This is a genomic window from Paraburkholderia sp. HD33-4 (genome assembly GCF_021390635.1).
GTDB lineage: Bacteria > Pseudomonadota > Gammaproteobacteria > Burkholderiales > Burkholderiaceae > Paraburkholderia.
Genome location: NZ_JAJEJS010000002.1, coordinates 3,110,867 through 3,123,971, shown reverse-complemented (window position 1 = coordinate 3,123,971; position 13,105 = coordinate 3,110,867). Strand labels below are relative to the sequence as shown.

The following is a 13,105-nucleotide window of genomic DNA, read 5'->3' as shown; positions in this document are numbered from 1 at the left end:
CTGTCTGAGTCTTCACGCAACGGGCGCGCGACGTCTGCCGTCGCGCCGCGCGCCCGTGTTACCGCAGGTTCGTTCAGTCCGCGCGCAATACGATCGTCGCGAGCGGGGGCAAGGTCAGCGCGGCGGAGTGCGGCCTGCCGTGGCTCGTCACATGGTCGGATTGAATCAGGCCGCCGTTGCCCATGTTCGAGCCGCCGTACACGCCCGCATCGGTATTCAGCACTTCCACCCAGCGCCCGCCGCGCGGCATGCCGAGCCGGTAGCCGAGCCGCGGCACCGGCGTCATGTTGCACACCACGACGAACTCCTGGCCCGCGCCGTCGGTGCGCCGATAGGCGAATACGCTGTTGCCGCTGTCGTCGCCGATCAACCATTCGAAGCCGCCCGGTTCGCAGTCGAGCAGATGCAGCGCGGGCTCGTTGCGATACAGATGGTTCAGGTCGCGCACCAGCAACTGCACGCCGTGGTGGCCCGGATCGTCGAGCAGATGCCAGTGCGGCGAGTCGTCATGGTTGAATTCCGCCATCTGGCCGAATTCGCCGCCCATGAACAGCAGCTTCTTGCCCGGATGCGTCCACATGAAACCGAAGTACGCGCGCAGATTCGCGAAACGCTGCCAGCGGTCGCCGGGCATCTTGCCGAGCAGCGAGCCCTTGCCGTGCACCACCTCGTCGTGCGACAGCGGCAGCACGAAGCGCTCGGAATACGCGTACACCATGCCGAACGTCAGGTTGTGGTGGTGATACTGGCGATACACCGGGTCTTCGTGCATGTAGTGCAGCGTGTCGTGCATCCAGCCCATGTTCCATTTGAAGTCGAAGCCGAGACCACCGTCCGCGAGGTGCGCGGTCACACCCGGCCAGGCGGTCGATTCCTCGGCGACCGTGATCGCGCCGGGCGCACCCGGCACATAGCGGACTTCGTGATTCAAGCGCTTCAGGAACGCGATCGATTCGAGATTCTCGCGGCCGCCGTAGATGTTCGGCACCCACTCGCCGGCCGCGCGCGAGTAGTCGCGATACAGCATCGACGCGACCGCGTCCACGCGCAAGCCGTCGACGTGATAACGCTTCAACCACGCGAGCCCCGACGCGATCAGGAACGCGCTGACCTCGTTGCGGCCGAGGTTGAAGATCATCGTGTTCCAGTCCTGGTGATAGCCTTCGCGCGGATCGGAATGCTCGTAGAGCGGCGTGCCGTCGAAATCGATCAGGCCGTGCGCGTCGTTCGGAAAATGCGCGGGCACCCAGTCGAGAATCACGCCGAGCCCCGCTTCGTGCGCGCGATCGACGAAACGCGCGAACTGCTCGGGTTTGCCGAAGCGCGCGGACGGTGCGAACTGCCCGAGCGGCTGATAACCCCACGAGCCGCCGAACGGATGCTCGGCGATCGGCAAAAATTCGACGTGCGTGAAGCCCATGCTCTTCACATAGGGAATCAGCCGTTCGGCGAGTTCTTCCCAGACGAGACCTCGTTGACCTTCCTCCGCGATGCGCAGCCACGACTCCGCGTGCACTTCGTAGATAGTGATCGGCGTGCGCGCGGTCTGCTTGTCGGCGCGCGACTGGATCCACTCGTGATCGGTCCACGGAAACTGCTCGATCTCGTCGACGTGCGCGACGATCGACGCGGTGCCCGGCGGCCTTTCGGTCTGCATCGCACACGGGTCTGCCTTGAGCGGCAGCGGATGGCCGTCGCGCGACAGCAGCTCGTACTTGTAGCGCGTGCCGACGCCCACGCGCGGCACGAACAGTTCCCACACGCCCGCCTGATGACGCAGCCGCATCGGATGACGGCGGCCGTCCCACGCGTTGAAGTCGCCGACCACCGACACCCGCCGTGCATTCGGCGCCCACACCGCAAAGCGCACGCCCGGCACGCCGTCGATGTCGACCGGCCGCGCGCCCAGACATTCGAGCACCGCGTACGGATCGCCGTGCGCGAGACGTTGAAGCGGCTCGTCGCCGAGCACCGGGCCGAACGAATAGGTATCCTCCACTTCCTGCACGACGCCGTGCCAGTCGACCCGCAAGCGGTACGGCATCGCCCGCGTGATACGGCCCGCGAACAGGCCGGGCCGCAGCTGTTCGAGCTCGCCGAGCGTCGCGCCATCGGCGCGCGAAACCACGGTGACGTGCGCGGCATTCGGCAGCAGCGCGCGCACGATCGGGCCGGCATCGGTCTGATGCAGCCCGAGCTGCGAAAACGGATCGGGGTGACGCGCTTCGACGAGCGCGTCGATATCGACGGGTTGAAGGCCTGCTGCCGGATCATGCTCACTCATAGTCGCCCTCGGCCGGGTTAGGCGGCGTTGCGGTGCCAGGCACCCGGGTTGATGGATCGTAGTGCGGCGGCGCGCCGGTATCGCCGAGCAGCCGGCTCGTGAGCGACGCGAGGCCGCGCACCGGCAAGCCGAGCCACGTCGGCCGGTTGGCCGCTTCGTAGCGGATCTCGTAAGCGGCCTTCTCGATCAGGAACAGATCGAGCAGCGCTTCTTCGGATTCGGGCGCGACGAGCGGTGTCGGCGATTGCGCGGCGGCCGCGCGGTATTCCGCGAGAAACGCGCTGGTCGCGTGCGCACGGAAGCGCTCGAACAGCGCGCGCTTGCGGTCGGCGGTCTGTTGCGGCGCGCTTTCGGTGGTCGACTGCGCGGCCGCGCTGGCATACGACAGCGAGCGCATCAGGCCGGCAACGTCACGCAACGGGCTCGATTTCTGACGACGCTCGTCGAGCGAACGCGCGGGCTCGCCTTCGAAGTCGATCAGATAGGCATCGCCCTGCGCGACCAGCACCTGGCCAAGATGGAAGTCGCCGTGGATGCGGGTGCGCAATGCACCCGCGTCGCGCGGTACCAGCTTGCCGACCGCCTCGACGAGCGCGGCGCGGCGATCAATCAGACTTTGCGCGAGCCCCTTCGTGTCCGCGTCGCTCATCTCCGCGATGCGCGGCGCGAGCAGATCGAGCGCGCCAGCGAGCATCGTCTGCGTCGCGTCGACCCACGCCTTCACCTGTTCGGCGGTGGCCGGTTCCGGCGCGAACGCCGGGTCGTCGCTCGGCGTGGCGAGCGCGACGTGCAGCTCGCCGAGCCGGCGGCCGATGATGCCCGCGAGTTCGCCGTAGCCGTCCAGCAGGATCGATTCGTTGGTGCGATCCGGTACGCTCTGCGTTTCGGTGTCGATCGCGATCGCCAGTTCGTCGACCGAGCGGCGCAGATAATCGAGCGACCAGTTCCACGCATCGCCCTGATTGTCGATGAAGCCCTGCAGGATCGCGAGCGTATGCGGCACGCCCTCGGGATCGACGCGCACCACTTCGCCATACAACGGCGCGGTGTTCGCATAGCCGAGCTGCGTCAGATAGCGGCTGATTTCCGCTTCCGGATGGATGCCGCTGACGAGCCGCCGCACGAGCTTCAGCACGGCGGCATCGGCGACGATCAGCGAACTGTTGCTCTGCTCGGCCGCGAGCCAGCGAATCTCGGGCCGCTCGCCTAGACCGTCGAGTTCGGCGAAGCGCTCGGTCGGCAGGAACTTGATCTCGCTCTTCTGCACGGTCGGCACGACCGCGTGTTCGCGCATCTTGCGCAGCACGTTGTGGGCGAAGATCGGCAGCGAGAACGCGTCGGTCAGATGGCCGACGTTGCGGCCGCGCCGCACGCGCGCCAACGCGAGCTGCAGGAACAGCGGCGTGGTGGTCTCGCCGCCCCACGTGATCGCGATCGGCACCACGTAGCGCTCGGTGTGGTCCCCCACGTCCACTTCGATTTCGGTGAACGCGAAGCCGCCGTTCGGAATCGTGGTCAGCGCCGCGAGCCGCACCGCATGCATCTTCTGATCCTTCGACGCGAACCAGCGGCGCCGGCTCAGCCACGACGGCAGCACTTCGGATTCGAGCAGCCGCACGTTTTCGGGGGTCGGCCCGGACTGCCCTTCGCGGATCACGATCGTGACGAACTCGGGCAGCGGCTCGGAATGCGCCTGCGCCCACGTCGGACGCCCGCCGCCTTCGCACAGCATGAACCACAGGAAGCCGTACGGCGGGAACGTCAGCAGATAGGTCAACTGGCCGATCGCGGGGAACACCGAGTCGGCGGTCATCTCGATCGGCACGAAGCCGTTGAATTCGGACAGGTCGAGCTCGACCGCCTGCGGCGCGCGCGACAGATTCGCGACGCACAGGATCGGCGCCTCGCCGGGCATCTCGCGCAGATACGCGAGGATCTTGCGGTTTTCCGGCTTCAGAAAGCGGATCGTGCCGCGTCCGAAAGTCTGCTTCGAGCGCCGCGTCGCGAGCATGCGGCGCGTCCAGTTCAGCAGCGAGTGCGGGTCGCGGCTCTGCGCTTCGACGTTGACCGCGTCGAAGCCGTACAGCGCACCCATCACCGGGGGCAGCACCAGTTGTTCGGGGTCGGCGCGCGAGAAACCGCCGTTGCGATCCGACGACCACTGCATCGGCGTGCGCACGCCGTCGCGGTCGCCGAGGTGGATGTTGTCGCCCATGCCGAGTTCGTCGCCGTAGTAGATGACGGGCGTACCGGGCATCGACAGCAGCAGCGAATTGATCAGTTCGATGCGGCGACGATCGCGCTCCATCAACGGCGCGAGACGGCGGCGAATGCCGAGATTCAGGCGGGCGCGGCGATCGCTCGCATAGGTGTTCCACAGATAGTCGCGCTCGGAATCGGTGACCATCTCGAGGGTCAGCTCGTCATGATTGCGCAGAAAGATCGCCCATTGATTCGAGTTGGGGAGGTCCGGCGTCTGCTTCATGATGTCGGTAATCGGGAAGCGGTCCTCGCTCGCGATCGACATATAGATGCGCGGCATCAGCGGGAAGTGGAACGCCATATGGCATTCGTCCTCGTCGCCGAAGTACTCCTTTACGTCCTCGGGCCACTGATTCGCCTCGGCGAGCAGCATCCGGTTCGGATACTCAGCGTCGATGGTCGCGCGAATCCGCTTCAGGATCTCGTGCGTTTCCGGCAGGTTCTCGTTGTTGGTGCCTTCACGCTCAACCAGGTAGGGCACTGCATCGAGCCGCAGTCCGTCGATGCCCATGTCGAGCCAGAAGCGCATCACCTGCAGCACCTCTTTCAACACCGCCGGGTTGTCGAAGTTCAGATCGGGTTGGTGCGAGTAGAAGCGGTGCCAGTAGTACGCGCCCGCAACCGGATCGTGGGTCCAGTTAGACGGCTCCGAGTCGATGAAGATGATGCGCGTCTCCTGGTACTTCTGGTCGGTATCGGACCACACGTAGTAGTTGCGATAGTTCGAACCGGGCTTCGCGCGCCGCGCGCGCTGGAACCAGGGGTGCTGATCCGACGTGTGGTTGATGACGAGTTCGGTGATCACGCGGATGCCGCGCGCGTGCGCTTCCTGAATGAAGCGCCGCACGTCCGCGAGCTGACCGTAGTCGGGATGCACGTTGCGGTAATCGGCGATGTCGTAGCCGTCGTCGCGGCGTGGCGACGGATAGAACGGCAGCAGCCAGATCGCGTTGATGCCGAGCTCGGCGATGTAGTCGAGCTTGGCCATCAGGCCGGGGAAATCGCCGACGCCGTCGTTGTTCGCATCGAAGAACGACTTGATGTGCACCTGGTAGATGATCGCGTCCTTGTACCACAGCGGATCGTCGCTGAGCATCGCGGGTTTGCCGCGTCGGTGCGTGCGTACCTTCGCCGCGGTGCCGACGGCCGCGGCCGTTTGCGCCTCGTGCGTGGTTTGGGCTGGATCGTCGCGCTTCATGTTCCACCTTCCATCCAGGTTGGGTTGACAGCGTCCGCGGGAGGTACGCTGTCGGGATCGTGGTCGCCGTCCTCGGGACGTTCGGCGGGCAAGCCGCCCAAAGGCGCGATGCGCCAGATCGAGAACGGTTGGCCCGAGCCGAGTTGCACGTGCTGCCAGCGGCCGTTCCATTCGAAGCGTGCGCCGGTCATCTGGTCGACCACTTCGAGCGTGGCGTGATCGTGCAGATGCCAGCGCTGGAGCGTGTCCCACGACAACTCGATGTCCGCGCCCTGTTCGTTGAACGGATCGAGATTGATCGCAACGACTATCACGTTGTCGCGCGACTCGGTCGCCTTCTCGAAGAACAGGATGTGATCGTTGTGCGCGGTGAGGAACGTGAGTCCGAGATGCGTTTGCAACGCCGGATTCGCGCGCCGGATGCGGTTCAGTGCTGTGATCTCGCCGACGATATTGCCGGGCCGGTGCCAGTCCCACGCGCGCAGCTGATACTTTTCGGAGTCCAGATACTCTTCGCTGTTCGGCAGCGCGCTGGCCTCGCACAGTTCGAAGCCGCTATACACGCCCCACAGGCCGGCCAGCGTCGCGGCCAGCGCCGCGCGGATCAGAAAGCCCGTGCGTCCCTGCGATTGCAGATGGCGCGGGTTGATGTCCGGCGTATTGACGAAGAAGTTCGGCCGGTAGAAATCGCGCGCGCCGGTCTGCGTGAGCTCACCCATGTACTCGGTGAAATCGCGCTTCGACTCGCGCCACGTGAAGTACGTGTACGACTGCGAGAAGCCGATCTTGCCGAGCCGGTTCATCATGCGCGGCCGCGTGAACGCTTCGGCGAGGAAGATCGTGTCGGGATGGCGCGCGCGCACGTCGGCGATCATCCATTCCCAGAACGGCAGCGGCTTGGTGTGCGGATTGTCGACACGGAAGATGCGCACGCCCGCGTCGATCCAGAACAGGATCACGTCGCGCAACGCGAGCCACAGGTCGGGCTTCGCGTCGTGCGCATAGAAGTCCGGGTTGACGATGTCCTGATACTTCTTCGGTGGATTCTCGGCATAGCGCAGCGTGCCGTCGGGGCGCCACGCGAACCACGTCGGATGTTCCTTCAGCCACGGGTGATCGGGCGAACACTGGATCGCGAAGTCGAGCGCGATTTCGAGGCCATGCGCATGCGCGGCGGCGAGCATCGCCTTGAAGTCGTCGAGCGTGCCGAGCTGCGGATGCACGGCGGTGTGGCCGCCCTCGGCCGCGCCGATCGCGTACGGACTGCCTACGTCGCCCGGCTGCGCGGTCAGCGTGTTGTTGCGGCCCTTGCGGTTCGCGACTCCGATCGGATGAATCGGCGGGAAGTACAGCACGTCGAAGCCCATGTCGCGGATCCGCGGCAGCTTCGCGCTCACGTCCGCGAACGTTCCGTGGCGCGCTTCGTCGTCGCTCATCGAGCGCGGGAAGATCTCATACCAGCTGGCGAAACAGGCGGCCGTGCGTTCCGCGTCGATCTTGTAGATCACCGGGTCGCGGCTCAGAAACGGGCGATGGCGCGCGGCGGTCATCGCTGTCGCGGTGGCGGGCGCGAGAATCAGCGCGAGCTTCTGTTCAGCGTCGGCCTTCTGGAAGTCGCGCACGATGCGTTCGAGCGGCTCCTTATCGGCATCCTCGGTCGTCTCGACTTCGGCGAGCACGAGCGCGAACAGATGCGCGGCTTCGTCGAGCTCGATCTCGACGGTCTGGTTCGCTTTCAGCTTCTTCTGGATGTGCTCGACGAGCGATGCGAAGTCGTCGCGCCAGGCGATCACGGTGAACTCGTAACGGCCGATCCTCTCGAGCGGAATGCGCGCGCTCCACAAGTCGAGGCCGGCCGGCGACGCGGGCGACATCAGCTGTTCGTGCCACGCGGTTTCGTCGGCCGCGCGCCATAGCACGGCGGCGGCGATCTTGTCGTGACCTTCGGCGAAGATCGCCGCGCGAATTTCCGCGCGCTCGCCGACGCTGCGCTTCGCCGCGAAGTGGCCGTTTTCCACCGAAGGCGACACGCTCTCGATCGCGACGCGCGGCGCGTCGATCGCGTCGAGCACGGTCTTGCGGCCGCTGCGTTTGCTGTTCGCCTTGTCGAGCGGCGGCGCGAGGCGGATCGGCTGGTCCGTGAACGCGCGCAACAGCCGCACCGCACCGGGCGCGAGCGCGAACGGCGCGAGTGTCGCGGGTTCGGTTTGGCCGCGCGCGTCGAGCGGCGCGAAGCGCGTAAAGCTGCCGGGTACGCCCGCGAGGAAGCGCGCGGGATCGACACGCACCGGCGCGCCGAGCTCGGGATTCACGACGATCAGGACTGCTTCGCCGGCGTCGCGCAGATCGGGTGCGTCGGCGCGCAGCAGAACCGCGGCCGATGCGCCGGGGCCGCTCAATGGGCGCAACTCACCGTTCGCGTGCAGGGTCCGCGTGTTGCGCGCGAAGTCGTTGGCCTGGGCGACGGCCGCGCTCAGATCGAAGCGGCGCGACTGCACGGCGCGCGCGAACTGCGCGGCGTCGCCGCGGGTTTGCGACATCGGTTCGGCGATGCCGTATTCGAAGCCCATCGGCATCATCCAGCCGCTGCCCAGTGCAACCGACGTGAACAGCGCGCGTCGATACGCCCGCTCGACGATCGCCGCGTCGTGCATGTCGCTCAGCTCGCCGGCGAGGCGCGTGTCGTACGGCGCTTCGGGAAAGGCGATCGGCGCGCCGACGCGCGCGAGCGCCGCATGTTCCTCGGCCATCCAGCTCGAGCGGAAATCCCACCAGCGCACCGACGAAAACGCGCTGTCGAAGCCGGCTGCTTCGAGACCGGGAAGATCGCCGCGCGAAAGGCCCGGCGTTGCCGCGAGAAAGCGCGCTTGCGGATGCTTCGCGCGCACTTCGTCGCCAAGGTGCCGCCATACGGCGGCCGGCACGCGATGCGGTGAATCGAAACGGAAGCCGCCGACACCCGCCTCGGCGAGCGCGAGCAGTTGCTGGGTCCACCAGACGGTCAGCGAGGCGCTCGTCGCGGGGTCGTCGAAATTCGCGTAGGCAACGTTGTCTTCGCGATGCACGTGGCGCGGATCGAGCCGTGCGAGCTCCGACTCGCGCGCGTGAAACCAGTCCGAATGCTCGGCGTACAGCACGCCGTCGGCGGCCATGCGGTCGATCACCAGATCGACCAGCAGCGTCAGGTTGTTGCGGCGCGCGGCATCGGCGAGCATGCGCACGGCGTCGGGCACCGAGTGCTGTGCCTCGAACACCGGGTGCAGTCGCGCGTGATTGCCGACCACCTGGCCGTGGCCGGCCTGGCCCGGCTCGAACAGCCCGCCGATCAGCGCATGATCGAAGCCGAGCCCGGCCGCGTGAGCGAACTGCGCGGGCCAGGCGTCGAGGGGTCCGACGAGAAGAGAATGAAAAAAATAAATCCGCGGCGCGTACCCGTTTGGAGGTTCCATCGGTCGTTTCCAGAGTTGTCCTGCTGCGGTGTGGATGCAGTTGGCATGCGATCACAGCGCTCATTGGGCTTCCCGAGCCGGATACCGCGCGATGCGTCAGCGGGGCACGTACTGGTCAATGTAGTGCAAAGATCGTCACGCCGCTGGCCAGTCGCGGGTGCTTTGGCGCCAGATGCCGGCCCAGCGAGGCTGGTCGTCACTAGACGCGGAAAGGAGCAAACCGTGTGCCAACGCCGCGGGCCGCCGGGCGCCGCGCAAGCGCGGAAAGGGCGAGGTTACGGGAAGACGGCGGGTGCCAAAGGTGCGCGCGCGCACGGAGCGCGCGCGATTAAGCGGGCATTGTTACGCACGGCGCGGATGGCGCGGCATGTAAAACCGGGCGGCCCGGGGCCGCTTTTACACGGATCAACCGGCGCTGTGCCGATTGCCGTTCAGGCTTGCGCGTGAAGCCGGGATATCGCTCGTGTGGCGGCCGTGTGGCGCGCGCATGGCATTCGCATGAAATTCATCCGGGCATCGCGCCATGACTGCGTCACGAACCCAGCAACCCCGCCGCGATGTTCACGCACAAGCCGAGCACCGCGACGTTGAAGTAGAACGACAGGACCGATTGGGCGAGCGTCGCGCGACGAATCTCGCGCGAGCGCAGCACCACGTCTGAGGTTTGCGACGCGACCGCGATCGTGAACGAGTAGTACAGGAAGTCCCAGTAGTTCGGCAGCAAATGGTGATCGGGAAACTTCAACGCGGTTTCTTGCGTGTCGGTGTCGTAGTAGAGGCGCGCGTAGTGCAGCGTGAAGATCGTCGGAATCAGAAACCATGCGCCGATCAGCGTCAGTCCGGTCAACAGATAGTGCCAGAGGGTCGTTGCGCCGCCCGCGCCCTTGGCCGACGCGAGTTCGAGCACGATCGCCGCGATGCTCGCGACCGTCGCGATGCAGATTGCGACCAGCACGACGCCGGCGTTTTCGTCGTCACGCATCGCGTATTCGCGCACGCTATGTTCGTCGGCGAGGGCCATGTGCACCCAGATCATCAGCAGGTAGCTCCAGACGGCCGTGTCCCAGCCGATCAGTGCGCGTGCCATCGGACTCGTATGAATGGGCACGAGGAACGCGACCACGATGCCGATCGCGAGGCCGATCACCGTGCGGGGCCGATTGCGAAGAACCTGCGGATAGTATTTGATGGTCATGGGACTCGATGAACTACGACAGTGTTGGGCGACCGGTGTCGCGGATTCTACGCGTGCAACGCGGACGATTGTCGAATGGTGGGTCACAAGCTATAGTCTTTCGCAGCGGCCTTGCGCGCCGCTTTCAGTTGAAAGGCGATTGGCAGAAAACGGCAATGAAGGCACCGCGTCCGAGGCGCAACGCGCATCGTCATATCGCTGTCGTTGCGCTCATGCATGCAACACCACACATGCGGCGCGCGTGAATCGCGCGCACGGATACGAGACCGCTGAAGCGGCGTAAGACCAGGTTTGGGGAAGAGCAAACGAAGCGGCACGCGAACGGCATCATGCCCTCGCCGCGCTGCTCGTCGAGAACGACTCATCATCTGGAGCCCCCATGACAGATGTTCCTGAGGATAACGATGCGCATCCCAACGTGACGCATCGGCAAGGAGCGACGTCTTATCGCAGTGCCACTCGTTTCACCGGCTTGTCCCCGTCGTTTTCCGCTGCGCGCAGGGCCTGGGTGCTCGGCTCGTGCGCGGCAGCCGCGGCGCTCGCGTTCGCCGGCGCGAACCGCTCGCTGTCGCTGATCGCGCCAGCCTTCGCCGATACGCCGCCAGCCGGTGGCGGACTCGATGCCTTCCTCGCGCTGTCGCAACACCTCACCGGCCGCAGCAGTTTCGATGCCGTGCTCGGCAAGCGTGTCTACGATGCGCTGTCACATTCCGATAGCCAGTTCACGCAGAACGTCGCCGCGCTGAATACGTGGCTGCAAGGTCACGGCGGCGTGCCGTCCGATACCGTCACGCAGGCGCTGGAGACCGACCAGCCCGCGCTCGCGAAAGCAGTCGGTGCGATCATGCGCGCGTGGTATCTGGGCCTCGTCGGCGAGATGCCGCATGTCCAGGTGATTGCGTATGAAAAGGCGCTGATGTTCGAGCCCGTGCAAGACGTGCTCACGATTCCCTCCTATTGCCGCGACGTGCCGTTCTACTGGACGCAGAAGCCGACGCCCGCGTGAGCCACGCGAGCCCGTCAGCGGGCCGCGTCAGCAGCGCAACGAACACGCCGAACCCGCAAGCGTCGCACGAACAAAGCCCGCAACAGGCAGGGCATCGAAGAGAGAAACGATGGCAAACACACAATCCGCCGATATCGTCGTGGTCGGCTCGGGCGTCGCCGGCAGTCTGGTTGCGCATCAGCTGGCGCTGGCGGGCGCGTCGGTGATCCTGCTCGAAGCGGGGCCGCGCATTCCGCGCTGGCAGATCGTCGAGAACTTCCGCAACTCGCCGGCCAAGTCCGACTTCGCGACGCCATATCCGTCGACGCCTTACGCGCCGCATCCCGAGTACGCGCCCGCGAACAACTATCTGATCCAGAAGGGCGATTATCCGTACAACTCACAATACGTGCGGCTCGTCGGCGGCACCACGTGGCACTGGGCGGCGGCCGCGTGGCGGCTGCTGCCGTCGGACTTCCAGTTGCACAAGCTGTATGGCGTCGGACGCGACTGGCCGTATCCGTACGAAACGCTCGAGCCGTGGTACGTGGCCGCCGAAGTGCAGCTCGGCGTGTCCGGTCCCGATAGTTCGATCGATCTCGGCTCGCCGCGCTCGAAGCCTTATCCGATGCAGCAGCTGCCGCTGTCGTACATGGATCAGCGCTTCAGCGACGTGCTCAACGCGCAGGGCTTCAAGGTCGTGCCCGAACCGGTTGCGCGCAACAGCCGGCCGTACGATGCGCGGCCCACCTGCTGCGGCAACAACAACTGCATGCCGATCTGCCCGATCGCCGCGATGTACAACGGCGTGATCCACGCGGAGAAGGCCGAGCAGGCCGGCGCGAAACTGATTCCCGAAGCGGTCGTGTATCGCGTCGAAGCGGACGACAAAGGGCTCATTACCGCGGTCCACTACAAGGACCCGAACGGCAATAGCACACGCGTGACCGGCAAGCTGTTCGTGCTTGCGGCGAACGGCATCGAAACGCCGAAGCTGATGCTGATGTCGAGCACCGACAAATTCCCGCACGGCGTCGGCAACAGCTCCGATCAGGTCGGCCGCAACCTGATGGACCATCCGGGCACCGGCGTCACGTTTCTCGCCAACGAACCGCTGTGGCCCGGCCGCGGCCCGATGGAAATGACCTCGATCGTGAACTTCCGCGACGGCGCGTTCCGCTCCGATTACGCGTCGAAGAAGCTGCATCTGTCGAATGGCGTGCCGACGATGGGCGTCACCGCCAACCTGCTGAAAAAAGGCCTGACCGGCGCCGAGCTCGACCGGCAGATCCGCGACCGCGCGGCGCGCACGCTGAACATCAACAGCTTCCACGAACATCTGCCGGAGCCGCAGAACCGCATCGTGCCGTCGGCCGATCACAAGGACGCGCTCGGCATTGCGCAGCCTGAGATCTACTACTCGATCAACGACTACGTGAAGAAGAGCGCCGCCGATACGCACGAGCAGTATGCGAAGATCGCGGCGCTGTTCGGCGGCACCGAGGTTTCGTTCGACGACAGCTTCGCGCCCAACAATCACATCATGGGCACGACGATCATGGGCAGCGATGCGGCGAGTTCGGTCGTCGACGCGGACTGCCGCACGCACGATCATTCGAACCTGTTCATCGCGAGCAGCGGCGTGATGCCGACCGCCGCGTCGGTGAACTGCACGCTGACGATCGCGGCATTGTCGCTGAAGCTGGCTGACAAGCTGAAGCGCGAAATCTGA

The 13,105-nt window shown here is 65.7% G+C and carries 6 protein-coding genes; 2 read left to right on the top strand and 4 right to left on the bottom strand.

Going from position 1 to position 13,105, the window contains the following annotated elements; genetic code table 11:
* Window positions 1-73: 73 nt before the first annotated feature.
* The 4 genes from glgB to L0U84_RS34005 all read right to left on the bottom strand — a co-directional run bounded on the left by glgB (window position 74) and on the right by L0U84_RS34005 (window position 10,388).
* Window positions 74-2,284, bottom strand: a complete 2,211-nt coding sequence (gene glgB, locus L0U84_RS34020) for a 1,4-alpha-glucan branching protein GlgB (protein ID WP_233856408.1) — start codon at window positions 2,282-2,284, stop codon at window positions 74-76.
* The gene (gene treS, locus L0U84_RS34015) at window positions 2,277-5,744 is read right to left on the bottom strand and encodes a maltose alpha-D-glucosyltransferase (protein WP_233856406.1); all 3,468 of its coding nucleotides are present in this window, start codon (window positions 5,742-5,744) and stop codon (window positions 2,277-2,279) included. Before treS ends, glgB begins: the two co-directional genes overlap by 8 nt.
* Window positions 5,741-9,193 carry an alpha-1,4-glucan--maltose-1-phosphate maltosyltransferase gene (locus tag L0U84_RS34010; RefSeq protein WP_233856404.1) on the bottom strand — a complete coding sequence of 1,151 codons (3,453 nt, stop codon included), beginning with the start codon at window positions 9,191-9,193 and terminating at the stop codon, window positions 5,741-5,743. Before L0U84_RS34010 ends, treS begins: the two co-directional genes overlap by 4 nt.
* 532 nt (window positions 9,194-9,725) lie before the next feature.
* Complete coding sequence (locus L0U84_RS34005; RefSeq protein ID WP_233856402.1) at window positions 9,726-10,388, bottom strand: DUF1345 domain-containing protein; 663 nt, start codon at window positions 10,386-10,388, stop codon at window positions 9,726-9,728.
* 379 nt (window positions 10,389-10,767) lie between these two features.
* Here L0U84_RS34005 and L0U84_RS34000 point away from each other — a divergent pair, with 379 nt between their 5' ends.
* On the top strand, window positions 10,768-11,394 hold the full coding sequence (locus tag L0U84_RS34000; protein WP_233856400.1) for a sorbitol dehydrogenase family protein: 627 nt from the start codon (window positions 10,768-10,770) through the stop codon (window positions 11,392-11,394).
* 109 nt (window positions 11,395-11,503) lie between these two features.
* A complete protein-coding gene (locus L0U84_RS33995; protein ID WP_233856398.1) occupies window positions 11,504-13,105 on the top strand; it encodes a GMC family oxidoreductase in 1,602 nt (533 codons plus the stop codon).